This is a genomic window from Mesorhizobium sp. M1D.F.Ca.ET.231.01.1.1 (assembly GCF_003999155.2).
Classification (GTDB): domain Bacteria; phylum Pseudomonadota; class Alphaproteobacteria; order Rhizobiales; family Rhizobiaceae; genus Mesorhizobium.
The window spans coordinates 227,694-253,050 of record NZ_RZOZ02000007.1; the positions used below are offsets into that span (position 1 = coordinate 227,694).

16 protein-coding genes and 1 tRNA gene are annotated in these 25,357 nt (G+C 63.3%); 5 read left to right on the forward strand and 12 right to left on the reverse strand.

Annotated features, from left to right (window positions below; translation table 11 throughout):
- Positions 1 to 147: 147 nt before the first annotated feature.
- Entirely contained in the window at positions 148 to 3,999 is a 3,852-nt protein-coding gene (locus tag EN874_RS20210) for a PAS domain S-box protein (RefSeq protein ID WP_127426545.1), read from the reverse strand.
- Between the two features lie 246 nt (positions 4,000 to 4,245).
- On the opposite strand from EN874_RS20210, the gene EN874_RS20215 reads away from it, so the two are divergent.
- A complete protein-coding gene (locus EN874_RS20215) occupies positions 4,246 to 4,710 on the forward strand; it encodes a phasin (protein ID WP_126085789.1) in 465 nt (154 codons plus the stop codon).
- Between the two features lie 333 nt (positions 4,711 to 5,043).
- Positions 5,044 to 5,120: transfer RNA gene (locus EN874_RS20220), tRNA-His, on the forward strand.
- Between the two features lie 101 nt (positions 5,121 to 5,221).
- Here the strand turns inward: EN874_RS20220 and EN874_RS20225 are convergent.
- Both EN874_RS20225 and EN874_RS20230 read right to left on the reverse strand, forming a co-directional pair.
- Positions 5,222 to 5,902, reverse strand: coding sequence for a redoxin domain-containing protein (locus EN874_RS20225; RefSeq protein WP_126085759.1), 681 nt, complete (start codon positions 5,900 to 5,902; stop codon positions 5,222 to 5,224).
- A 17-nt stretch (positions 5,903 to 5,919) separates the two neighbouring features.
- Positions 5,920 to 9,219: an adenylate/guanylate cyclase domain-containing protein gene (locus tag EN874_RS20230; RefSeq protein WP_127426544.1), complete on the reverse strand. Its 3,300-nt coding sequence runs from the start codon at positions 9,217 to 9,219 to the stop codon at positions 5,920 to 5,922.
- A 325-nt stretch (positions 9,220 to 9,544) separates the two neighbouring features.
- On the opposite strand from EN874_RS20230, the gene EN874_RS20235 reads away from it, so the two are divergent.
- Positions 9,545 to 12,469, forward strand: a complete 2,925-nt coding sequence (locus tag EN874_RS20235; protein WP_127426543.1) for a trifunctional glycosyltransferase/class I SAM-dependent methyltransferase/polysaccharide deacetylase — start codon at positions 9,545 to 9,547, stop codon at positions 12,467 to 12,469.
- Between the two features lie 44 nt (positions 12,470 to 12,513).
- Here EN874_RS20235 and EN874_RS20240 read toward each other — a convergent pair whose 3' ends face one another.
- Both EN874_RS20240 and EN874_RS20245 read right to left on the reverse strand, forming a co-directional pair.
- Positions 12,514 to 13,899, reverse strand: a complete 1,386-nt coding sequence (locus tag EN874_RS20240) for a hypothetical protein (RefSeq protein ID WP_127426542.1) — start codon at positions 13,897 to 13,899, stop codon at positions 12,514 to 12,516.
- A 70-nt stretch (positions 13,900 to 13,969) separates the two neighbouring features.
- Positions 13,970 to 14,398 carry a GNAT family N-acetyltransferase gene (locus EN874_RS20245; RefSeq protein WP_245513725.1) on the reverse strand — a complete coding sequence of 143 codons (429 nt, stop codon included), beginning with the start codon at positions 14,396 to 14,398 and terminating at the stop codon, positions 13,970 to 13,972.
- Between EN874_RS20245 and EN874_RS34855 the strand changes: the two genes are divergently transcribed.
- Positions 14,397 to 14,531, forward strand: a complete 135-nt coding sequence (locus EN874_RS34855) for a hypothetical protein (RefSeq protein ID WP_281061447.1) — start codon at positions 14,397 to 14,399, stop codon at positions 14,529 to 14,531. The two genes, EN874_RS20245 and EN874_RS34855, sit on opposite strands and share 2 nt — an antisense overlap.
- 139 nt (positions 14,532 to 14,670) lie before the next feature.
- On the opposite strand, the gene EN874_RS20250 is transcribed toward EN874_RS34855, so the two are convergent.
- On the reverse strand, positions 14,671 to 15,495 hold the full coding sequence (locus EN874_RS20250) for a hypothetical protein (protein ID WP_127426540.1): 825 nt from the start codon (positions 15,493 to 15,495) through the stop codon (positions 14,671 to 14,673).
- Positions 15,496 to 15,695: 200 nt separating this feature from the next.
- Here EN874_RS20250 and EN874_RS20255 point away from each other — a divergent pair, with 200 nt between their 5' ends.
- Complete coding sequence (locus tag EN874_RS20255; RefSeq protein ID WP_127426539.1) at positions 15,696 to 17,111, forward strand: adenylate/guanylate cyclase domain-containing protein; 1,416 nt, start codon at positions 15,696 to 15,698, stop codon at positions 17,109 to 17,111.
- Positions 17,112 to 17,127: 16 nt separating this feature from the next.
- Here the strand turns inward: EN874_RS20255 and EN874_RS20260 are convergent, their stop codons facing one another.
- The 6 genes from EN874_RS20260 to EN874_RS20285 form a co-directional block, all read right to left on the reverse strand.
- The gene (locus EN874_RS20260) at positions 17,128 to 17,607 is read right to left on the reverse strand and encodes a class I SAM-dependent methyltransferase (protein WP_127426538.1); all 480 of its coding nucleotides are present in this window, start codon (positions 17,605 to 17,607) and stop codon (positions 17,128 to 17,130) included.
- A gap of 246 nt (positions 17,608 to 17,853) precedes the next feature.
- Positions 17,854 to 19,035 (reverse strand): ABC transporter permease, encoded by a 1,182-nt coding sequence (locus EN874_RS20265; protein WP_127426537.1) that lies wholly within the window; start codon positions 19,033 to 19,035, stop codon positions 17,854 to 17,856.
- Positions 19,032 to 20,030, reverse strand: a complete 999-nt coding sequence (locus EN874_RS20270; protein ID WP_126085750.1) for an ABC transporter permease — start codon at positions 20,028 to 20,030, stop codon at positions 19,032 to 19,034. Before EN874_RS20270 ends, EN874_RS20265 begins: the two co-directional genes overlap by 4 nt.
- Positions 20,031 to 20,032: 2 nt before the next feature.
- Entirely contained in the window at positions 20,033 to 21,931 is a 1,899-nt protein-coding gene (locus tag EN874_RS20275) for an ABC transporter substrate-binding protein (RefSeq protein ID WP_127426536.1), read from the reverse strand.
- Positions 21,928 to 23,823: an ABC transporter ATP-binding protein gene (locus EN874_RS20280; protein ID WP_127426535.1), complete on the reverse strand. Its 1,896-nt coding sequence runs from the start codon at positions 23,821 to 23,823 to the stop codon at positions 21,928 to 21,930. Before EN874_RS20280 ends, EN874_RS20275 begins: the two co-directional genes overlap by 4 nt.
- Before the next feature lie 148 nt (positions 23,824 to 23,971).
- A complete protein-coding gene (locus EN874_RS20285; protein WP_127426534.1) occupies positions 23,972 to 25,312 on the reverse strand; it encodes an adenylate/guanylate cyclase domain-containing protein in 1,341 nt (446 codons plus the stop codon).
- Between the last annotated feature and the right edge of the window lie 45 nt (positions 25,313 to 25,357).

Here is a 25,357-nt window from a genome sequence, read left to right on the forward strand (position 1 = left end):
AAGGGACGACGCCGATAGTCGCGTGTAACTTGAGGGAGAGATCCCGTTCCTCGTCCCCTGAGGTTCAGATTCGCTCAAGCCCCCGTTGTGACAGCAATCCCATCTTTCAAGGCGTCCATTGGACGCCTTTTTTCTTTTCGAAGCGGGTTATTCAGCCAGCACGCGCGTCGAGGGGAAGGCGACCTCTACCAGCGTGCCTTCGCCGGGCGTCGAGGTGATGGCGAAGCGGGCGCGGTTGGCCTCCACCATCGCCTTGGTCAGCGGCAGCCCGAGGCCGGTGCCGTCGCCGCGGCCGCGTTTCAGCGCATTGATCTGCTTGAACGGTTTCAGCGCCTGCTCGATCTCGGCCGGGGTCATGCCGATGCCGGTGTCGCGCACGCGCATGACGACGTCGCCGGAGGCTTCGTAGGCGGTGGATACGATCACCTGTCCGCCGGCTTGCGTGTAGCGGATGGCATTGGACAGGATGTTGAGCGCGATCTGGCGCACGCTTCTCAGATCCGCCACCACTTCGGGCAGCCGCGAGGCGAAGCTCGAGCGGATGATGACGCGCTCGCGGTTGGCCTGCGGCTGCATCATCGCAACCGTTTCGGCCAGCGTGTCGTTGAGCGAGACCGCCTCGTAGGCCATCTCGTGCTGGCCTGCCTCGATCTTTGAGATGTCGAGCAGGTCGTTGACGAGATCGAGCACGTGATTGCCGGAGCGGTTGATGTCGCGCAGGTAGTCGCGGTAGCGGTCGTTGGCTACGGGACCGAATTTCTCGTCCACCATCAGTTCGGAAAAGCCGATGATGGCGTTGAGCGGCGTGCGGATCTCGTGGCTGATGCGGGCGAGGAAATCCGTCTTCTGCGAGGAGGCGCGCTCGGCCACCGCGCGCGCCTGGGTGAGGTCCTCCTCGGCCCGCTTCCACTGCGTGATGTCGCGCACGACGGCGCAGAAGCCGCTGTCGTTGGGCAGGCTGCCGATGGTCATGAACAGCGGGATGAAACGCCCCTGCGCCTCGCGGCCGATAACCTCGCGCCCGTCGTTGAGGACGCTCGCCACACCAGGTTCGGAAAGGCCGGCGAGATAGTCGCGCGCCGCGCGCTGGCTCTCGATGGCGAACAGCGAGGCGAAGGGCTTGCCGGCGACCTCATCGCTGTCGAAGCCGAACAGCGCCTCCGCCGGGCGGCTGATCGAGCGGATATTGCCGTCGCGGCCGATCAGCACCACGCCGTCGGTGGCGGTGTCGATGATGGTGCGCATTTCGGCGATGCGCGACTTCAGCTCCGAAACATCCGGCTGCTGGCTCGGCTCGTCATTGGCCGCGCTGAGATGCGCGGCCGGCGCTTCGTCCTCGCCGGAACGGCGCACCACTAGCATCAGCGCCTTGCCGCCGCGCCACGGCACGGAACGCAGGAGCGCATCGATCGGGAATTCCAGGCCCTGGCGGGTCTGGAGCTTCAAGGAACGGTCGCTTTCGTCGGCCTCGCCGTCGTCGGAGTAGTGGTCGGCGAACAAGGCGCCGAGCCCGCCGGCATCGGTGAGGTCTTTCAGCGCGTCGTAGCCAGTGAGTTCGAGGAACGCCTCATTGGCGTAATGCAGCACGTCGCCGGAATGGATGAGCAACGGCACAGGCAGCCTGGCGAGAATGGACGTATCGGGAGCCCTGCCTTCCTCTCCGATGGAGAAAGCCGACGGCACGAAGCCTTCAAGCTTGAGCGGCGGCACCTCCAGGCGCGGCCGTTCCGGCGGCGCCGCTTTCGCTTCGCCAGGCTGTTCAGCCGGGGGCAGGGCGCCGTCCGCGTCGGAACCGGCCCAGTCCTCGCTGTCTTGCGCGTCGCGAAAATCGTCGGCGGTCATGCTGTCGTCGTCAGCGCCTGCGTCAGGGGCAGGCGCCGGCCGTTCAGCCTTCGGTTCGGATCCCTTTTCGGTCGCTGCGGTTTGGCGGGTGTCGGGACCTGCCTCGTCGGCTTTCTCGGGCCCGGCATAGTTGAGCAGCGAACCGGAGGCGGGTGGCGTTTCGTCTTCGCCAATGGCCGCCTCGGAGGCGCCGTCGGTGCCGTCGAGCCGAGCCAGGTCCTTCTGATCTTCCGCTTCGGTCTCAGCCTCCGCCGTTTCAAAGGTTTCGTCATCCTCCTGCACGACAGGCCCATGCGAGGTCGCGCGAGGCGCCGTCAGATCAGATTCGTCGGCCTTCCTCTCATCGGCCTTCGGTTGTTCGGCCGCGAGACCAGGCTTGTCGGCCGCTGAAGCCGCATCAGGTCGCCTTTCTGCCCCGGCACTGTCGCTGGTTTGCGGCTCGGCCGGGCCGGAACTGTCCTTGCGCAGCCGCTCGCCGATCTCGCGAAAGGCGCTGCGCTCGAGGATCGACAGGGTCCTCTCACTTCCCGGCCTCTCATTTCCCGGCTTGTCACTGGCCGGCTTGTCACTGGCAGCTGCGTCATTTCCCGGCTGCTTGTCGTTGGCCGGCTGCCGGTGCTCGGCCAGCCGGATCACCTTGTCGGCATAGCGCCGCTCCGGCTTGGGCACGATGGTCAGCGCCGGCACTTCACCCAGGAACGGATCGGCGGGCTTCGTAGGCTCGGCCGCCGGTTGCCCGTCCGAAGGTTCGGGTTCGGCCGGCGCGGCGCCATTGGGCACAAGCGCCATGCCGAGCGCTTCCGGGTCGACAACGGCGTCGGCGCTGCGCGCGACACCGAAGCCGCGAAAACCTTCGAAGGCGCGGCTGCGGCCATAGACCGGCAGCGCCGCAAGATCGACCGGGATCGTAAGGTCAGTGCCTGCCACCGGCCAAAGCACCGAGCGCCCGGACCAGGTGTCGCGCCGCTCGAGCAGCGTGGCGATCTCGCCCGACGCGTCGAGGCCGAAAGTCGTGGCGACGTCCCTGAAGCGGCGGCCGATCACATCGGCGGCCGGCTTGCCGACGAGGTCGGCGAATTCCGGCGACAGCGCGCTGAACTTGCCTTCGGCATCGGTGCGCCAGACGAAACGCAGCGGCGGCGCCGAACGGTCTATGTCGCGAGCCGCGGTCGGCTCTGTCGTCGCCGTTTCGGTGGTGTCCTGCCGCGTTCCGGCCGCGGCGCCACTCGGTTCGGCCGGTGCCGGCGCCGCCGGCTCTTTCACATCGTCGCCGCCGGCGTTGAAATACCAATGGTCGTGCTGCGCGGGGCCTGCATCGGCTGCCTGCCTGCCTGCCACGGCGGTGTCCGCTGCATGGTCGACCCTGGCCACGGTCTTTTCCGTTGGCCGGGCGCTGTCGGCAGCCAGCGCCGGGACCGTGTCCGCCTTTTGGCCCGTTGCCGCGGCCGGGGGCTGGGTGGGCGCGCTTTCCGATGCTGCCGCCTGATCGCCGTCGAGTTGGTCCTCGTCGATCACCACCAGAAGATGGCGCGCGTCGGTCAACCGTGCCAGGCCGGCCGGGTAGGAGGTGCTTGCGCCCGGGACAAGCCGCTTGACGATGCGGTCTCCCGCGCTTGCCATATCCGCAACCAGGGCCGCCAGGGTCTCCGGCTTGATGCCGAGCGCCGCAAATCCCTCCGAAGCCGCCTCGACATGGCCCTGCGCATCGATGAAGGCGATGAAATGTCCGGCCTCGGTGAAGCCGCCGATGGCGCGGCCGGCGATTTCGGCTGGGCTGCGCGAGCCGGTCTGCGCCGCCGGCACCACCAGCATGACCGCCTTTTCGCCGTCCGGCATAGTCACCGCGCTGGCCAGCAAGCCGACGGCCCGGCTGACCATGCCGGTCGCCAGCCTCACGGTGACGGCGCGGTCGCTGCCGATGTCCGGAAAGCCGCTGGTCGCCATGATCTGCCGCCTGGCGATCAGCGGCAGCCGCGCCGAGGCCCCGATGATGGCCTCGATATTCGGATAGCCGAACACGGCGGCGCCTGGCCCGTTGGCCCAGATCACCTGCTCGAGGTCGGCCGACAATATGGCAAGCGCGTCGCCGGCGGCGAAACGCTGGCGCACCGCATCGAGCACGGCGACATCGAGGAAGGAGTAGTTTTCAGACGGCATGCGCTGGCGAACCCTCCGAAGCGGGCATTTCGGTTAACGCTTTGTTAATAAAAGCGTACGGAGCGAAGGTCCACAAGCCATGCCGTGCATAGGCCGAAATCTCTGGGCTCGTGGTTAACGGTCGGGCGATTTTTATGGTGCGCTGCAACAAAGATGTTGCAATGCACAAAAGATGCCTTTATATTGCCATCATACATGAACGAGACGGCTTTCTGTCAAAGCCGCTGCCCCCTGAGAGGTTGGAAAATGTCCAAGACCACCACGAAGACCGCTGACACCATCGAGAACATTGAATTCCCGAGCTTCGACGCTTCCAAGGCCACCGACCAGTTCCGCGCTTTCGCCGAGAAGGGCGTTGAGCAGTCGAAAGAGGCCTATACCAAGCTGAAGAGCGGCGCCGAGGAGACCCAGAAGGTTCTGGAGTCGACCTACGAGACCGCCAAGACCGTTTCCAGCGACCTGTCGCTCAAGACCATCGCCGTGCTGCGCGCCAATACCGAAGCCGGCTTCTCGCATCTCGAAGCCCTGGTCGGTGCCAAGACGCTCTCCGAGGTCGTCGAGCTGCAGACCGCTTTCCTGCGCAAGCGCGCCGAGATGGCCGTCGAGCAGGCCAAGGATTTTCAGGCCGTTGCCTCCAAGGCCGTCGAGGACGTCTCGAAGCCGGTGAAGACCGCTTTTGAAAAGGCGTTCAAGGACATCAAGGCTGCCTGATATTCGGGCTCAACGATGCATCAAAACGTCGCATTTCGTCAGACAAATAGATATGCGATGAATTGATCAAGCGAATACCCGGAGCGCGAAACCTCCTCCCTTTGCTCTCCGGGGTGACCAGCCAGCACCTCCTCCCGCTGGCTCGTAACAGGAAAAGGCCGGCACCTCCTCCCGCCGGCCTTTTCTTTTGTCCGTTTGCCTGATGCCGGTTCGCTGAACCTGTCTTTGCCTTATTAAAGGCCTTGAATTAGACTCCGATAGCCCGTAAGGGACGCATCGCCGAGATGCCGACGCGGAGAACAATTTCTCCTCGGATTGCGCTCAGGCGGACGTGCCGTTGTAGCTCAGTTGGTTAGAGCACCAGATTGTGGATCTGGGGGTCGCTGGTTCGAGCCCAGCCAACGGTACCATCCTATTTTAAGCAAACTATTGAATTTGTTGTGAAACTTGCGCTCGCGGGCGACAGCGTTGCCGCTCTCTGGGCGGTGTCATGCTTACCTTGTTCGCAAGTCTATTGGGCGACTTGGGAGACCGCTGACATCAGCTCCTGCGGGCTTGGCGCCGCAAACATGTATCGCCCACCCTCTGGAACCTCCGTGAAGCTCCAGCGGACGATGCCCTGCCGGTCCAGCAGGAACTGACCGATCAGTTGTCCGTGTCCCGTCGCCATCATCTGCTGGTCGGCTTCGGTCACTTCGTAATGGTCCTTCTTGTCGAGGATTTCGGCGGCCGCAATGGGGTTCATAGGACCGGGCAACTCGCCTGGTATGTCGACCCGCATATCCATTGCTGCTGCCATCGCGACCTTGTACGGCCAGTTCGTCTCGTTTTCGGTGAATTCGAGATTGGGCAGTCCAAAAGCACGATGTGAAGCGCGTTCAGGGTCGGAGGCCGCAAGCAGATTCGGCATCGGGTGGTAGCGGAAATAGAGACGCGCCCGCTCGATCGGCGTATTGACCACCGTCAGGCTCCCCACGCCCTTTTCGCGCAACTCCGGATCAAGCCGCGCCTGGGCGGCGATATGGCGCCGGCAAAACGCACAATGCAGACCTCGAAACAGGCCGACCAGCACCGGTTTTTGTCCGCGAAAGTCGTCGAGCGCGATCTTGCCTTCCTGGGTGATGGCGTCGAGTACCACGTTTGGCGCACGATCACCCGGTTGAAGCGGTACCAAGTCACTATGCGCGGACATTCCAACCTCCCACCCGGCTAGTCGAGAAAAGGCAGCACGACGAGCGCTTCCGGGTCGAGCCCGTGCTGGGCGCATATTCCCTGCGCCAGGGAAAAGTAGCGTTCGGCCTCGGTCAGATTGTCGAGGTCGAGATTGAGCGTTGCAAGACCATCATAGCACGGAAACAGCAGTTGGGGTTCGCCCGTTTCGCGGGCTACATCCAGCGCTTCATGGAACAAACCAACCGCCTGTTCCGGACGGCCGTTGCACTGGTGGATCTGCCCAAGCACGATCAACGGCACCGCCAGGTGTTCGCGCTGGTCGAGCGCCCGGTCGATCTCGATGGCCTTCTCAGCGGCAGGAACGCCCTCAGTCGGACAGCGATCTGTGAACGTACAACAGGCGACCGCCAGATTGGCGAGAAGCCGCGCCTGGAACCCCAAATCGCCAATACGGCGCGCCACTTCAAGACCGCGCCGGCAGACCTCCATCGCCTTTGCCGGATCGATGGTCGTGTAGAGCACGCCGAGATTGGTGTAGCCGCGACAGGCCGTGCCCGGCAGACCGGCGGCTTCGGCCAATTCAATGCTACGTTCAATCTGACGCACGGCTTCATGGCTTCGCCCAAGGCGAGCCAGCGCAACAGCCTTGGTATTGAGCGCCTCGGCGGTCACAAGTGTGGCTTCACGCCCTGCTTCGGAGACATGCTCCGCTGTCAGAGCTCGCACGCAATCCAGCGCCGCGTCTGCCCATTTTGCCGCGAGAGCGTGATCTCCGCTACGGAACGCCTGCCGGCCACGTTCTTGCCACAGATGCGCCTGCTCGACCGGGGCATCCGCTCCGTCGAGCAGCGCTGCCGCTTCAGCATAGCGAGACTCTGCGTTGTCCCGTTTGCCGACGTCCCAGAGCAGCCGGCCGATCTTGCGCAGAACTCGCGCCGAGGCGACACGATCGGCCGACTCCCGATATGCCTGCAAGACCGTCTCGTAGTGGCGGTGCGCGATCTCGCGGCGGCCTGCCGGGCCGCTCAAATCGGCAATGCGCTCTGCAATCGCCAGTTTGACCGGTGATTGCCCGGTCGCGCCCAGCGCGGTCAGTGCTCGCTCGTAAAAACGAAGGGCGTCGTCGTTGGCGTATATCATGCGAGCGCGATCGCCCGCTGCCTGCAGGTAACGCGCGCCCTTTTCCCGCTCGGCGCTCAGCGCGAAATGATGGCCGAGCACGGTCAAATCCTCGAGCCGTTCCGGCTTGTCGCCGTACAGTTGCTCCAAAGCGGCACCAACTCGCCCGTGGATATCGGTCCGGCGTTGCAGGAGCAGGTTCTGGTAGATCACGTCTTGCAGCAAGGTTTGCGTGAAGCGGTAGCTTTGCGACGAGACCGAGCCTGATCCGGCAACCTCCTCGATGATCTCCGCGTCGCAAAGCAGTTCGCAGCCGGCTTCCAGGCGGGCGGGGTCGGCTGTCACGGTTTTCAGAAGCGTGGCATCGAAGCGCGGGCCGATTACCGCGGCCTCCTGGGCCAACCGGCGCACCTCTTGCGGCAGCCGGTCTACCCGGGCAAGCAACATTGCCTGGATAGTGGCGGGAATGCCGGTTGCGATTTCGCCTGCCGCAGTCCGCCACCGCTGGTCCTCGCGCGTCAGCACACCGCGATCGATAAGGCCGCGAACGATCTCCTCTACAAAAAGCGGGTTGCCGCCCGCGCGCTCGAGGATCTGGTCGACAAGCCCGCCTGCGGAGTTCACCCAGCTTTCGCCGAAAAGCGCCGTAAGCAGGCTGCGTCCGTCGTCGCTGTTGAGCGGCAAAAGCCTGAGCGCCGTGTGACTGACCCGACTTGAGTCGAGCTGGTCGTTGTCCGGCGCTGGACGATGCGTGACCAGCAGCATCAACCGCGTGCGTTCCAGCCTGTCCATCACGAAACGCAGCGCCTCGAGCGATACGGCGTCGGCCCAATGCAGGTCTTCGACGACAATCAACAGCGGCGACAAGGCAAGCCGCCGTTCGACGATCGTGCGGACCGCGTAGAGAATTTGCCGCCGCAACTGCTCGGGCTCGACATGCTGCAGGGCGGCATCGGGGTCGTCAAGGCCAAGCACATGGTAGAGCAAGGGCATCAGCCGCCTCGCCTCCTCGCCCTGCACGCCGAGATCGGTAAGCAAAGCCGCGAGCTTCGCCCGCATTTCGTCCCCGCTGTCGTTTTGCATCATTCCGGCAGCGCTGCGCACCACCGCGCCCAAGGCGCCATATGATTGTTCGCCCAGCGGTGAGCACGTTGCCTGCCGCACCGCGACGTTGCGAAAGCGATCCTCGTCGCCGACGCGGGCGACGAACTCCTTCACCAGCCGCGATTTTCCGATGCCGGCTTCTCCGACGAGGCGGACGAGCTGGGCCGAGCCGCCGCACGCCTGGTCAAGGCTGGCCAGCATTCTGTTGAGCTCCGCGCCACGACCTATTATCGGCGCATTGAGGCCGAGCGCCTCGAGCCCGCGCGCTGCGCGCGGCGCAGCGAGCGGAGCATCCAGTCGATGGACGAGCACGCTGCCGGCCTTGCCGCGAAGCGCGACATCGCCCAGCGACTCATAGGAGAAGGCATGCCGGGTCAGCCTGTGAGTGAGCTCGCCTACCAGCACCTCACCCGGCGCGGCCAGCGATTGCAGGCGTTGCGCTGTATTCACCGTGTCGCCGGTCACCGAATAGGATTTGGCGGTGCCGATGCCCAATCCTCCGGTAACGACCGGACCGGTATTTATGCCGATGTGGAGCAACAGAGGCGAGCCCGAGTCGGGGGTGCGTTCGCCGAGCCGCGCCGTCCGGGCGAGCATGTCGAGAGCGGCGCGAAGCGCACGTTCCGGATCATCCTCATGCGCGACCGGCGCACCGAACAAGGCGAGCAGCGCATCGCCGATGAATTTGTCGACGAAACCACCAAAGCTTCGCACGGCCGCCGTCAATTCCTTGAACAGTTCGTTCTGCAGCGTTTGCATGACCTCGGGGTCGAGCTGCTCGCTGAGTGTCGTGAAGCCGCAAAGGTCGGCGAACAGCACCGTTACCGTCCGGCGATCGGCGTCAGAGGCGGGTTGCGGCCCTTCTTCGCTTTCGATGTTGGGAAGCAGCGACGGCGTTCGCGAAGGCGGCACGATCGTGCGGCTTGGTGTCGGAGCAGGCCGTTCGACGGCCTTTGCCGGCGCACCGACGCTTGCCCCGCATTTCGGACAGAACTCGAAATCAGATGCGCAGAGGTAGCCGCAACTGGCGCATGGCACCGGCTGGCGCCGGCCACACTTCGGACAGAAGGCGAAACCGGCCTCAACCTCGAAACCACAGCCCGAGCAGTCCATGGAACAAGACCTCACTGGCGGCCGCGACGGCGTGATCTCGCCACGCATTTCACGGCCAGGCTAGGCACAAGGATGAACCGATAGCCGTCAACCAGCAAGCGGCAGCGCAAATGGGCATCGAGCGATCGCTGTGGGCCGGTGGCAGAACGCTGCCGATTCGGACGGCTGAGGCGGCCGTCGTTTGCGAAGCTTTCGCTTACGCTCCGTCGTCATTCCAGTCCTTTTTGCCTGTTTCCAATTCGCCCCGATCTTGACAGAGCGATGCTGCCATCCGATGCCGTCATCCGTTTTGTTCTCCCATCGAACCGGACGCGGGTGAGACGGCGTGACGCATAATCCCTTGGTTTCAATCGTGGTTCCTGCGCACAACGCGGAGGCAACGCTGGCGCGCGCGCTCGATTGCCTTCTCGATCAGGAAATTGTGGATTGGGAGGCGATCATCGTCGATGACGCCTCCACGGACCGCACCCCCGCGATGATCGCGGGTTATGCGAAGCGCGATGCCCGATTTCGGACGTTGAGCTCTTGCGCGCAGAGCGCCGCCGGCGCGCGCAACAGCGGGATTTCGACAGCGCGGGGCCGCTGGCTCGTGTTTCTGGACGCGGACGATTGGGTGGATGCCGGCTTTCTCGCGAAAATGCTGGCCGCGCTGAAAGCCGCTCCCGAGGCGGTGGCCGCCTATTGCGGATCTCGCCGCGTGATGCCCGATGGCGGCCTCACCCCGTCGAGCATCGCACCGGAGGTCGCGATCCAGCCCTTCGAAACATTCGCTCGCCGGTGCGCCATTCGCACTCACGCGCTGCTGGTCGACCGGGAGACGATTGTCGAGTTGGGCGGCTTCGATGTGTCGCTGCGCACCTGCGAGGACTGGGACCTGTGGCAGCGCCTCGCGCGTCTGGGCAAACGTTGGGTGATGGTCGACGAGCCGCTCGCTTTCCATCGGATCGGCCCCGACTCGCTCTCCCGCAATTCGACGCAGATGATGGCAGACGCGGAGATCGTGATCGCCCGCGGCTTTTCTCCCGATCCCAGGGTCAAGCACCCGGCACCGGCTCACGCCAATGGAGCGATCGAGGCAAACGGCTGTACCGCTTCCGAGGCGCTCGCGTGGTTCGCGTTGTGGAACGCCGCGTCGGATTGCGGCCGCGGCTCGCGCCCGATCAACCCGCAGCCCCTGCGCGCGCTCCCGGTGGGGCGTAAGTGGGCGCGCAAGGTCGCCAGGGTGATCGTCGACGGCTTGATCGTGGGAAGCCTGTCGGTGCCGGCGCAATTGGCGGCCAGGTGGGACAGGTTCGGCGCCTCCCTCGCCGAGCTGATCATCGAACTCGGCAAGGTCTGGGGAGATCCCGTGGCCGGTCGCCGTGCCCAATATCACCTTGAGCAAATGCTTCTCGACTGCGACGATCTTGACGCGCCGCGCAGGCTGGCGCGGACACTCGGAATTCGCGTCGACGCCAGAAATCCGACCGCGATCGAACTTCCGGAAGGGATCGATCAGATCCATGCCTGTCTGATGATGGATGGCCGGATCGAGGCTCGCGTGCAGTTCGCCGCGCTCGGGACGGTGACAAGGCGTCATTGGATTGAATTGATCTCGAATCTCATGCCTCCCGAGCGGCTTGCGCCGGGCGCCGGTGCCGACACGTCGAACATGCTTGCAGCCGAGGCATCGTTGTCCGTGTCGGGACGCCGGTCTGATCGGGACAGCCATTTCGGCAAGCTTGCGCGATTGGCCGCGGAAGCGCGGAGGCTGGTTCGGTCGAGCGCCGAACCTGCAAAACCTCTTGCAGCGCCGCGTCGTAGACCGGCCGCGGATGCCCACGACAATGATCGCATGTCGTTCTGGAATCGCTATTTCGCGACCGAGGATCCCTGGAACTACGGTTCGCCCTATGAGCAGGAAAAATATGAGCGGCAGCTCGAAATTCTGCCTGCGGGTCCTATCGGGCGGGCGCTTGAGCTGGCCTGCGCGGAGGGCCACTTCACGCGGCGGCTGGCGCCGCGCGTGGGCCATCTGACCGCGACCGACATCTCTGCCATAGCCATCGGGCGGGCGCGCGCGCGATGCAGCGATCAGCCGAATGTCGAGTTCGGCGTGCTGGATTTCGCCGCGGACACGCTGCCGGGCGAGATGGATCTGATCGTCTGTTCGGAAGTGCTCTACTACCTGGACGATCTCGCCGAGTTGCGGCGCGTCGCAAAGAAGGTCGTCGAGGCGTTGGCGCCTGGCGGCAGTTTCATAAGCGCGCACGCATTCGTGCTCGGTGACAATATTGAAAGGACGGGCTTCGACTGGAACACATTCGGTGCGCAGGCGATCGCGGAGACGCTGGCAGGGATCGACGGCGTCGTCCTCGATCGATCGATCCAGACCGAGCTCTATCGCATAGACCGCTTCCGCCGCCTGTCGCCGGACGACGTGGCGATGGAGCCGGTGATTGATCATGTGCCAATCCGCGCGCCCATCGAAATCGGGGTTGCGCGAAAGATCGTCTGGGGCGGGGCACGGGCCCTGCGCCGAGACGTCGCACGCAGCGAGCGGCGGCAGCGTATCCCTATCCTCATGTATCACAGCGTCGCCGATGACGGTCCGGCCGCGCTCGCCCGTTATCGGTGCACGCCAACCGCATTCGCCGGCCAGATGGCGTGGCTGCGAGCCAATGGCTTCCACGCGATCACGTCCGAGCAACTGGAATGGTTCATCGCCAACCGTCACCCTTTCGCCGGCCGCCCGGTGCTCATCACCTTCGATGACGGCTTCCAGAACTTTGCCGATCACGCCTGGCCGACGTTGCGCGCGAACGACCTGACCGCGGAAGTGTTCCTGGTGACGGACCTGGTGGGTGAAAGTGCGCGGTGGGACGCGTTCAGCGGTCCGCCGACGCCGCTTATGGACGCCGGGACGGTGCGACGCATCGCCGGCGAAGGTGCGTTCTTCGGAAGCCATATGGCGACCCATCGCGCGATCGACGGCCTGTCGAGCTCTGAGCTGGCCGCCGAGCTCCTGCGTTCGCGTATGTTCATCGAACGCTGGACCAGTCGGTCGACCACGGCGTTCGCGGCACCTTTCTCTGTCACCGACCGACGGCTTGGCCGGCTTGCCAGGGAGTGCGGCTATCGAATCGGCTTTGGCGGCAGACACGGGCCGGCGGACCTCGATTGCGATCTCATCGATCTTCCACGCATCGAGATTCGTGGCGATCGCTCGCTCGATGACTTTGTCGCCATTGTCGAGGCCGTGCTCGAATGAAGCGGCGGATCGGAAGCCGGGGGCACCGACAGTCGCCGTGAGGCTTAGCTCGCCTTGATCTCTGCCCGGCCGATCTTGCGCCAGCGGGCGTTTTCGCGAACCAGTTTCAGGTCGTCGGTCGTCTCGGCGAATGTCCGCGATCGGTATTGCCGGAGCAGGTCCGGGAAGAGCGCCCCTTCCGGCAGGGCGGCAAGCTGCTCGCGGACCGAGATCATCTCATCGATGACCCGCATGCCCCAGGCGTTTTCCCGAACCTGCAGCTCGGCGGCCAGATCGCGCTCTTCCGGTGCGTCTTCGTCCAGCGCAGCCAGCAGGATCGAGTGGAAAAGCGCCACATAGCCAATCTGTCTCAGGCCGCCAACAACCCGCACCCGCGGCAATAACGCAAGGACGAGGAACGTCAGGAACAGGTTCGGCAGCAGCACGCCGTCGAGCAGCGCCTGCTTGAGATGCGGCCGCTCGAACGGGATGGCAAGACCATGCGGCCTGTCGGGCTCGATCAGCTGCCCGTTCTCGAGGACGAGCCTGTGCACGCGCTGCTCGCGGATACCCCAGAAATAGTCCGTGGCGTTGGGCAGGAATCTGCCGAATGGACCCGATGCGGCCTCCTGCAAGGCATGCTCGAGACGCTGGCGTCGTGCGGGTTCAATGAGCAGCCTGGAAAGAAGACTGTCGTCATGTTCCAGGTGCCGCGCCATGACAGCGGCTGCGAATCGCTCATCGATGAAAACCGGCAGGGCCATGCCGGAACGGTCCCAATCGGCGATCAGATCCTCGTTGAGGGCTGTCAGCGCATCCGCGGCGGTTCCAAACACCTTGTCCCGGCTGGCCAGCAGCGTGCCCAGCCAGCGGCTGGCATCCGTTTCATCGCCCACCGCTTCGAGCGCGCGCTTGTTGAGGGAGACGGGTCCGGCCGCGCAGGCGCTTTTGCGGCACAGTTTGTGGCGCCCCATGCCAAACAGGTTGACCTTGTCGTCGCCGACGTCGAGCCATCCCGGCCCCTCCCGGCCAATCGTCTCCATGGTCATCGTCGTTCCCATGAAGCCGACGAAGGCCGACAGCCCGTTTTCGACCGCGCCGAGCCAGGCGAACAGGAGGGCATCGAAGGTGATCCGGTCCATCAGAAGCAGGCAGTGCAGGCCGGACTGGATCACCGGTCGTTGCTCGAACTCTTCGAGGGCCTTGCCGATCTGCTCAGGCCGCATGATCGCGCCGAGGCGCTGATGCAGGATTTCGCGCAGGATCGAGCGGGCAGCGATCGCCGGGTGCGATGCGGGCCTTGCCACCGGCCGCCACAGATGGCGGGCGTAGTCGGAAACCGGGGCATTCCACTTCTGCTCGATGTCGCGCACGACTTCCGGGCAGAGCAGCGACAGCACAGCCAGGATTTCCGCCGGCGGCGCAGGGGTTGGATCAAGGACGGCGCTCATCGGTCCCGTCTAGCCGCTTGCGCTGCAATCGCCAAGGGAGACCGGTTCGCCAAGGCCAGACGGTCGATCCCTAGAACCGCAGCCGGGCCATGCTGAGGAGGTCGCGGTACTGCCCGTCGGCGAAACCGGCCTTCACATGCCGACCTTCGACCTCGAAGCCGTGGCTTGTGTAGAGACGGATGGCCGGTTCGTTGTCGGCATAGACGGTCAGTTCGACCCGCTTCAGGGCCCGCCAGTTGTCGGCCACGTCGAGCAGCGTGCCAAGTATGGCAGAACCGATGCCCTTGCCGACAAAGGCATCGTCAATGCCGATATTGATCTCGCCGATATGCGAGCGGCGCGGCGAACCCTGCACCTCCAGGCGGCCATGGCCGACGACCTTGCCATCCAGCTCCGCAACGATCCAGGTGGTCTCCTGACCGGACTTGGCGATGCGTCGCTCCACCTGCTCCACCATCTCGAAGGGCATCCTGAACGTGCCCCAGCGGAAACCTGGCATGTTGAAGATGGCGCAAAGCGCCTCCGCATCGCTTGGCCGGACGGATCGGAGCTGCGGCTGGATTTTCTTGGCGGATGGCGAGGTCGTGCTGGTCATGGCGTTCCTGGTTGGAGCAATTCCAGGAAAAGTGTGAGCGGTTTTCCGCCCGGAATTGCGTCAGAACAAAGAGATAGAGCAGTTCGCCATTTCCTTTGAAATGGTGAAATGCTCTAAGGCAATAGGTCCGGCACGATGCACCGGACGTCACCTGAAAATCCAGCCGTTTCTGCACCTTATGGTGCCGCTTGCGAGCCGAAATACCGGGAGGCGGCGTAGAGTTTGAAGGCGCCGCTGATGCCGATCCAGGCGAAAAGGGCGAGCCAGCACAAAGTCCCGGCCGCCGTCCAGTCGATCCGGTGCACCGCAGCGTCGGTGATGGCGAGGCCAAGGATGGCGAGCAGGCCGACCAGGAACTGCGCCAGGCCGAGTACCAGCAGTTCCTCGCGCGGCGCGCTTGCCCAGAGGAGATATGTGCCTCCTGCACCGGCGAGGAAGATGGCGCTGTAGACCTGAGCGTGGAAGGCATCGACCGGCCATGGCCAGATGCCGCTGAATGTCAGCGGAAACAGCAACAGGCCGACGCCATAAAGTCCAAGGATTGCCGATTCCACCGGCAGGTAGCCGCGCCATGCCGGGTTTAAGGTCACGCCTTTTGCAGAAGGAAGGGCCCTGGTCCGCCACAGGAACAGCCCGGATACCGCGGCCGAGGCAAGATAGACCAAGAACCAGAGCCAGGGCGCTTTGCGCCCGAAGTTGAAATAGCCGAGATTGATGAACGAAGCCGCCGACACGATCACGGTGAAGATGAAGGCCATGACGAGCACGAGCCTGCCGGGCGACCAGCGGTTCCACAACAGCAGCGCCGCCATCACGACCATCTCGGCGGTGTAGAAACCGCCGAGGAAGCGGGCATTGAACGGCGTGACGGCCCAGGGCCAGCGCGGCTTGACCAGCACGGGCGCGAAAAACAGGCCGGCACCCACGATCAGGACGATAATGACCGCCAGAGAGAAAAGGCGCAGGGTCGGGGGAAATGGTGGATTGTCGGATGTCGGCATGGGAGAGAGCCCCAAAGATGAATGCCCGTGGGCCATCATAGTGCCGCTTGCGGCCGGTGAAAATCGGCCGAATGGAATTGGGCTGTCACTAGGCTTGTCTATTCGAATCGCCCTACGGTCCGTTTCGAAGTAACATGGAGCACTCGGACCAGCGCGGTCCGGTCAACACGCCACGGGGCGCATTTTCCGGAGCCTGCACGATGAACGAAGCTCAGGATCTGTTCTCGCGTCTGCGGCAATCGGCCGATGTCGATCCACTGGCAGTCGACGCGATCAGGCGAACCATCGCGGAAGGCGAGGACCACGAACTCTGCCGCATCAATGCGCTGGCCTTCGCCGGCAAGCATGGTCTCGACGAGGAGCGCGCCATAGGCGCCTTTCTCCATGCGGCGCGGGTCGGCATCTTCGACATTTCCTGGAATGTTCTGTGTCCCGGCTGCGGCGGCGTGCTCGACACGAACGCCACGCTGAAAACCCTGCAGAAGGACGAGTACACCTGCGCGCTGTGCTCCTCGGGCTATTCGCCGACCCTCGATGAGATGGTCGAAGTGACATTCACCGTCAGTCCCCGCATGCGCAGGATTGCCGCCCACAATCCGCATGAACTGCCGATGGTGGAGTATTTCCGCCAGATCTACTGGGCGTCCGGCGTCGATCTGCAGGATGGGGATTTCGCGAAGACGATGGAAGCGTTCTCGCTGGAGGATATCGAGCTTGCGCCCGGTGAAAAGGCGGTTCTGCCAATACAGCTTCCGTCCGAATTCGTCATCGTCTTCGAGCCGGTCACCCATTCGGCGCAGTTCATCGACGTGAAGGGCGAGCCGACAAAGGAGCGCCGCAGCCTCTCACTGGTCTTCGACCGCGAGCATGTCCAGAGCCAGACGCTGGAGATGCAACCCGGCCCGTTGCGCATTTCGCTGGAAAACAGGACCGACACCCGCGTGCTGCCGACGGTCTTCATCGCCGGCCAGGCATTGCATGATTTCCTGGGCAAACGCCGGCCCTTCGTCACCGCCAAGCGCCTGCTCACCAACCAGACGTTCCGCGATCTCTATCGCACGGATACGCTCGACATCAACCAGCGCCTGAAGATCACCAGCCTGACATTCCTGTTCACCGACCTGCGCGGATCGACCGCGCTTTACGAGCGGGTGGGCGACCTTTCGGCCTTCGATCTCGTGCGCGAGCATTTCCAGGTTCTGCACGAGATCGTCGCGGCGGAGGCAGGCGCGGTGGTGAAGACGATCGGTGATGCGGTGATGGCGACCTTCGCGACGCCTGATCGTGCGATTGCCGCAGCCCTCAGGATGCGCGAAGCCATGCGTGCGCTCAACGACAAAAGCGGGCGCGAGGATCTGCTGCTCAAGATCGGGGTCCATGCCGGCCCCTGCATCGCCGTGTCCATGAACGAGCGGCAGGATTATTTCGGCCAGACGGTCAACATTGCTTCGCGGGTCCAGAACCTCGCTACCGCACAGGCGATCTTCGCCACTCGCGCGGTCGTCGAGGACAATCTCACCGCCGATCTGTTGCACAGGAACGCGCTGACGCCCGTGCCGCACGAGGTCTCGCTGCGCGGCATCGAGCGAGAGATAGCGGTCTACACGATCCCCTGAAGACTTGGTTCGGCTCTCACACGCGCCTGCAGACAAAATAGCGATCGGCGGGCACCGAAGGCGGCAGCGGGAGGCGTTGCAACTGCGGGTGATCGAGCGGTGTGCCGCTGACCGCGATGCCGCCGACGCGAAGGAGGCGCGCGGTCAGGTCGGGGAGCCAGGTGCAGGTCACCGCGTCGCGATCTTCATAGCCGGTGCCGATGTCGGCATGGACAAGAGCGGCCTCGATGCCAATGAACCGTCTCGCCGTCTCGCGTATCTCGCCGAGCACGAGGTTTTCAGGTTCGGGTACCGAGCTGGAGTGCGCGGCCAATGCGCGATCGAACGCCACGATCCGCCGTCCGGGCAGGCGCTCGCGCAGATGATGGAACGTTCGGCCGTTGCCGAGGCCGAGCTCGATCACGGGGCCTTCGATCTTGGCCACCTCCACGCAGACCTGATCGAGAATGTCGCGCTGTGCGGTCAGCCTGCGGATGAAACTCTCGAGGCGAGACATATGCGTTTGTGTCCTGAACCAGCTCAAGGGATCGGCAATGCCCGCGACCGGAACGGTTCGCGAGTGAAACCCGAGGGCGACTTGTTGGACCCCGATCGAGCCTTCGCCGCATATAGAGCAATTCCAGGAAAAGTGTGAACGGCTTTCCATCCGGAATTGCGTCAAAACAAAGAGATAGAGCGGTTCGGCCCGGCTGGGATCGTGCCGGGCGGAGCGGGCAGCCGGGCGCGCGGCGGAACGGCGGTATCACTTGTAGGGGTCTGCGGCGTCCCGCAAGCCGTCGCCGAGGAAGTTGAAGGCCAGGATGACGAGAATGACGGGGAGGATCGGCAAAAGCAGCCATGGATAGAAGGCGATCACGCTGACGCTGCGCGCCTCGGTGAGCAGGATGCCCCAGCTGGTTATCGGCGCCCTCAGGCCAAGCCCGAGGAAGCTCAGCGCCGTCTCGCCCAGGATCATCCCAGGTATGGAGATCGTCGCCGTCGCGATCAGATGCGACATGAAGCCGGGAATGAGATGCCGCCGGATAATGCGGCCGCTGCTGGCGCCCATCAGTTGCGCGGCCAGAACGTAGTCCTCCTCGCGCAAGGCCAGAAGCTTCGAACGCACGGCCCGCGCCAGTCCGGTCCAGTCGAGCAGGCCGAGGATGACGGTGATGCCGAAATAGATCAGGATCGGACTCCAGGTTATCGGCATGATCGCCGCCAGGGCCAGCCATAGCGGAATGCTGGGGATCGATTGCAGGACTTCGATTATCCGTTGAACGATCAGGTCGAAGATACCGCCGTGATAGCCGGCCAGTCCGCCGATGATTATGCCGAGCAGGAAACTGAAAGCGATGCCGACAAGACCGATTGTCAGTGAAATGCGCGCGCCATAGATGATGCGCGAGAACACATCGCGTCCCAGCCGGTCGGTGCCGGCCAGGAAGAGCTGGCCGTTTTCGGCAGGGCAGACAAGATGCATGTCACCTTCGATCAGGCCCCAGAACCGGTAGCTGTCGCCCTTGCAGAAGAAACGGATCCGCTGAACATCGTCCTTTCTGTCGATGTAGTTCCGCTTGAGCGTGTCCATGTCCAGCGTCATCCGGCGGCCATAGACGAACGGCCCGACGAACTGGCCGTTGTCGAACAGGTGCACCTGCTGCGGCGGCGCATAGATGTAGTCCATGTTGCGCGTGTGCAGATTGTAGGGCGCCAGGAACTCGCAGATCAGTATCGAGAGATAAAGCGCTGCCAGGAATATGCCGGATATAAGCGCAAGCCGGTGCCGTCGGAATTTCCACCACATCAGCCGCAATTGCGATGCCTGGAAGACCTTCGACTGCTCCGGCGTCATCGCCTCGACCGACTGCAGGTCGAATGGCGCGATGGACACGTAGTGTTGCAGTGGGGCACCCGGAGCGGGCAGCGGCGATTGCGTGTTCATTTGGTGCTGCCGCCTTGCAAACGAATTCGCGGATCAAGCAGCGCCAGCGCCAGGTCGGAAATCAGGACGCCGATGACCGTCAGGAAGGCGAGAAACATCAGGAACGACCCTGCCAGATACATGTCCTGGCTTTGCAGCGCCTGGATCAGCATCGGCCCGGTCGTCTCCAAGGACAGCACGATCGCCGTGATCTCGGCGCCGGAGATGATGGCCGGCAGGATGGAGCCGATGTCTGAAATGAAGAAATTGAGCGCCATGCGCAGCGGATATTTGACCAGCGCCTTGAAGGGATGCAGGCCTTTGGCGCGCGCGGTCACGACATATTGCTTGTGAAGCTCATCGAGCAGATTGGCGCGCAGCCGCCGGATCATGCTTGCCGTGCCCCCGGTGCCGATGATCAAGACCGGGATCCAGAGATGGGCGAGGATCGACTTCGCCTTGGCCCAGCTCATCGGCTCGCCGAGATATTGCTGGTCCATGAGATGGCCGATGGACGTACCGAACCAGATATTGGCGAAATACATCAGGATCAGCGCCAGCATGAAGTTCGGAATGGCAAGGCCGAGAAGGCCGAGGAAAGTCAGGCCGTAGTCGCCCCAGCTGTATTGATGCGTGGCGGAGTACATGCCGATCGGAAAGGCGATGAGCCAGGTGAAGATGATCGTGACGAAGGAAACCAGCACGGTCAGCCACATTCGGTCCCCGATGACGTTGCGAACCGGCAGCTCATATTCGAAGGAATAGCCGAAATCGCCGTGCAGCATCCCGCCGACCCAGTAGAAGTAGCGAATGACCGGCGGTTTGTCGAAACCGTACTCCTTGCGCATCATCACGATGCGATCGGAATCCACCGCTTCGCCCTGAGCCCGAAGCTCGGCGACATAGCTGTCGAAATAGTCGCCTGGGGGAAGTTCGATGATCGTGAACACCAGCGCCGATATGATCAGCAGCGTTGGAACCATCACGGTGATGCGCCAGGCGATATATCGAAGCACGCTCAGGACTCTCCAAGCCAGAATGTGTCCGGCATATAGACGCCGAAATAGGAGGTCGGGTCGTAGCCGTAGAGCGCCTTGTCAGGCAGATTGCGCAGCCGCGAGGACGCCAGAACCGGCTGATACGTTCCGTTCACCGTGCCGATCGAAAACACCTGATCGGTGTAGATCGACAGCATTGAATTCCAGATTTCGGCGCGCTCCGCGGCGTTGGTCGATGTGTTCCAGCGTTTGAGCAAAGCCATCAGCTCAACCACGGGCGGCAGGTCCGGCGCCTCGCCGAGCGTGCCATGAGACAAGTAGTGAGCGCCCCATAACGGCCATTGCAGCTGGTCGTCCATGGTGGGGGCCAATTGGTACGGGTTCATGTCGGCGGTCGGCACGCCATTGTCGATGCCCGACCACATCGACATCATGATCTGGCCGCCAAGTGCGCGGCTGCGGAAGATGTCGCGTTGCGAAGTCCGGATGAACAGGGCGATGCCGATCTGGCGCCAATGATCGGTGATGAGCTCGAGCGCGTCGGTTTCCAGCGTGCTTTCGCCGGCCGTTTCCACGATGACCTGCGCCGGGCGTCCATCGGGAAGGATCCGCAGGCCGTCATCGTCACGCCTCTGAAGCCCGACCTCGTCGAGCAGGGCATTGGCCCGGTCGGGATCATGGGCGACCCAGGCCTTCGCGAATTCCGGCCGGTAGAGCGAGCTCTCCGGCAGGACCGTATCGGCACTTTCCTGAGCCAATCCGTAGAACACGGCCAAATTGATCTCGCGCCTGTCCACGGCGAGCGAAAGCGCGCGGCGCACGCGCACGTCGCGAAGAAGGCCACGCCACACCTGGTCGGCACAATTCAGATTGGGCAGCAGCGCCAGCCGCGAACCCTGTGTGCGTTTCCACAGATGCATCTTCACCGGGTAGCGCTTCTCTGCGTCCTTGAGGAAGGAGTAGTCGGAAAAGTCGATTCCCATGCATTGCAGGTCGCTCTCGCCTGCACCGGTCTTGGCGGAAATGATCGCCGACGAGCTGACACTCATGACGATCCGGTCGACATAGGGCAGTTGCCGGCCATTCTCGTCTATTCGATGAAAGAACGGGTTGCGCTCGAAGATGAACTGCTCAGCCGGCGGCTTGGTCCGGTTCTGCCAGGGATCGAGCGTCGGCAGTTCCGGGTTCTCCGGGCGATACTGCCGCGACATGCGGATATGCAGGAGCGTCCATTTCTTAGCCCTGTTCTCCTCCATCAGGCCGGCGAGCCGGAATGGATCCTGGTATTTCTTGTGGAACTGCTTGAGATAGGCCGCCGGCAGGACAAGCGATAGCGGCGAAGCGGCAGCGAGTTTGGGCAGGAAGTCGGGATTGGGCGCGTCCCAGCTGTAGCGCACCGTCAACGGATCGACGATCTCGAAGCTTGGCGGCTTGCCGTCCGCCAGCAGGACAGGGGCGAGCCCGCCTTGCGAAAGCTCGTCGTTCAGCCAGACATCCTCCCAGCAATAGCGAAAATCCTCCGGCGTCAGCAGGCTGCCGTCGGACCATTTATGTCCTTCCCGTATCTTGAAGGTGAATACGCGATCGTCCGCGACGTCGAAGCTTTCGAGAATGTCGGGCTGCAGGTTGAGCTTTTCGTCATAGCCGACCAGACGGGCATAGCCATAGATCGTCATCAGCCGGATATCTTTCTGGCTGCCGATGATCGTGCGCAGCGTGCCGCCATACTGGCCGGGCTGCCGGCCCATCGCGGCGAGATTCAACACGCGCGGGCTCTTGGGCAAGCGTTCGGCGAGTGGCGGCAGCGCCTTGGCTATCAGCAGCGGCTGAAGAAATTCCGGCTCCAGATCGCCGGCGCGCAACGTGCCCGGCACAAATGCCGAAGCCAGGAGTCCAAGGACGGTGCGTCGGCTGATCAATGGCGCAACTCGCTGACATCGGCCGAACGTCGGGCCAGCACAAGGTGGCCGCCGCCAAGATCGAGCGGCGACAGCGTATCCTCCTCGCCCTCGTCGCGGAATTGCGGTCCCCATGCGCTGGGGTCGGAAGCGCCGCTGAGCTTCAGCGTCTTGAAATCCATCGGCCTGTCGAGATCCGGGAAAGGCACCGCGGCGACCAGCGAGCGCGTGTAGGGGTGGATCGGCTTCCTGAGCAGGATTTCGCGCGGCGCAAGCTCGACGATACGCCCGCCGCACATCACCGCGATGCGGTCCGCCATGTAGTCCACCACCGCCAGGTTGTGGGATATGAACAGGTAGGTCAGCCCCAGTTCCTTCTGCAGGTCCTTCAGAAGGTTGAGGATCTGCGCCTGGACGGAGACATCGAGCGCCGAAACCGGTTCGTCGCAGATCAGGAGTTCAGGTCCCAGCGCCAATGCGCGCGCAATGCCGATACGCTGACGCTGCCCGCCGGAGAAACTGTGCGGATAACGCTTGATGAAGCGCGGATCGAGCCCGATTGCCTGCATCAGGCTCTTGACCGTGGCAAGTCGGGACGCGGCATTGCCACGCTGATGGATTTCCAGCGGCTCGCTCAAGATGTTCTCCACCGTCATGCGAGGTGAAAGCGACGAGACCGGATCCTGGAAAACCATCTGGATTTTCGCGCGCAGCGTGCGCAGGGTGTCTCCCTCGCCTTCCAGGACGTCGATCGGTCCATCGCGGCCGTTGAAGATCACGGATCCCCCGCCGGGGGTGACGGCCCGCATCAGGATCTTGCTGACGGTGGTTTTACCGGAGCCGCTTTCGCCGACCAGACCCAGGCACTCACCCCGCCGGATATCGAAGCTCACGCCGTCCACGGCGCGAACAGTGGTTTGATGATTCCCGCCGAACCATCCGGACTTGCGGATGGTGAAGGTCTTTTTCAGATCCCTGACCGACAGCAGGATGTCGTCCGGCCCCTTCGATGCCGGCGCCGTCTGCTTGCCGAGCAGGCTCCCGACATTCACCGGCACCTCGCGAAGCGCCTTCAGCCTTTCGCCAGGCTTCAGGTCGAAATGCGGAACGGCTGCCATCAGGCCCTTGAGGTAAGGGTGGCCTGGCCGGCGGAATATCGCCTCGACAGGTCCCGCTTCCATGATCTCGCCATGGTACATGACCACCACCTCGTCGGCGACATTGGCGACCACGCCCAGGTCGTGCGTGATCAGCAGCATCGCCATGTTCAGCTTGGTCTGAAGCCCGCGCAGCAATTGCAGGATTTGCGCCTGGATAGTGACGTCCAACGCCGTCGTCGGCTCGTCGGCGATCAACAGGGCGGGCCGGCAGATAAGCGCCATGGCGATCATGGCGCGCTGGCGCAACCCTCCCGAAAGTTCGAAGGGATACATGTCATAGGCGCGCTTGGGATTGGGAAAGCCGACAAGGCCGAGCATTTCCTCGGTCCGCGCCATGCGCTCCGCCCGGGTCATGGGCGTATGGATCTGCAGCGATTCGCTGACCTGGTTGCCGATCGTGTGCAGCGGCGACAGCGATGTCATCGGCTCCTGAAAGATCTTGCCTATGCGGCTGCCTCTCAACGCCCGGATCTCGGGTCCATCACGCGGCATCTGCAGGATATCCTGCGTCATGCCGGGCTTTTCAGGATCGGAAAACAGGACACGGCCGCGAACACGGGCCGTGTTGGGCAAGATGCCCATCACTGCCTGGCTGAGAACCGATTTTCCCGAACCCGACTCGCCCACAAGCGCGGTAACCTTGCCGGGCAGGACGCGAAGATTTGCGCGCCTGACGGCATGCAACGGCCCCCCGATAATGGCAAAGGAGATGCCGACATCTTCGATCCGCAGCAGATCAACACTCGAATTCATGCTCACACCAGCCCCACTCTGGCGGGTCCCAGAAAGCGAGACTAGCGCATTGCCAGCCCAGAGCAACTTGGATTCGAAACGGTCGTCGGCAGGCGGACCCGGTGACCGCACTGTCTGCCCAAAAGGCGTCGGGATCAGATCGTGGCGGTTATTGGATCTTGCTTGGGTCGCCCGCCGATATCCGCGCGGCATCGCGATGAAGCAGCATGACCTGCTCGGCGTCCGACATCCGGCCGTGAATCGGCTCCAGCGCACCGTCTTCATCGAGCGCGAGAGCGCCCGACAGATCGGGTGAAAGCACCGTCAGCTTCTGCTTGATGCCAACCAGTTCCTCGTTGCCGAGCGTCAGCCAGCTGTTGGCGCCGCAATAGCTGGCGAAGTCCTTGCTGGCGAGAACGCTGTGCGGATACTTCTTGGTCAGGGTCTGGAGACGCTGGACCTCGTTTACAGCCGAGCCGAAGACAGAGAATGTCAGTCGGTCGGTAAGCCCGACATTGCCGAACATCACATTGCCGACATGGAGGCCGAGACCGAATTTTATATCGGACAGGCCCTTTTCCTTTCTGCGCAGATTGAGATCCGTCATGCGCGCCGTGGCCTTGTGCGCGGCCGCAAGGGCAGCCTGGCAGGCTATCTCGGACTGCGAGCGGTGCCTTTCGCAAGGGTAGACGGCGATGAAGCCGTCACCGATGAAACTCATGATCTGCCCGCCTTTGCGATTGAAAGGTGCAGCAACGGCGTCGAAAAACTGGTTGAGCGTATCGATATAGATTTCGCGGCCGGAGGTTTCGGCAAGCTTTGAGGACCCGCGCATGTCGCCCATCACCAGTGCGGCCCGGATAGTATCTCCCTCGCCCCGCTTGATCTGACCGTCAAGCACGCGCTTGCCGGCGTCGCCGCCGAGATAGGTGGTCATCATGTTGTCGGCGAGCTTGGTGAGCACCGCCATCTTGGTCGCGATAGCGAGATGGCTCTGGATGCGCAGCAGCGCCGAGATCATGCTGTCGCTGAAACCTCCAGCGCTGTCGGTCGACCAGGACCCCATCATGCCCTGACTGGTGTTGCCGCTGAAGGGCAGGACGAAAGCCATGTAGTCGGTGACGCCCATGAGCCTGAGGTCGTCGAAAACAGGAAACTCCGACGGCATCGACGGGTCGAGCCGGCGGCGCAGATGGTCGAGCTTATTGCTGAGCAGATGGTAGTATGGGCTGGTGAGGAACCTGTCGGACGGCACGCCGGGCTTGCTGCGGAAGCTTTCCACTTCCAGGCCCTCGCCGCGAAACCAGGTGAAGCCAAGCGCATCATAGAGCGGATGAAGCATCGAAAAGCTCAGATGCACCCGCTTCAGCGGCAGGCCGGCAGCAGCCAGCCGTTCGCAAAAGCCCTTTATCAATGTCTCAAGGTCGTGGCCCGCCAGCGCCGATTGGTTCAGCCAATCGGCGACCTTGTCCATGAGAATGGTGGAAATTTCTGCGTGCGCTGCGCTCATGCTATCCCGAAACCCGTCGAAGACGGAGCCATCGTCCTTTGACCC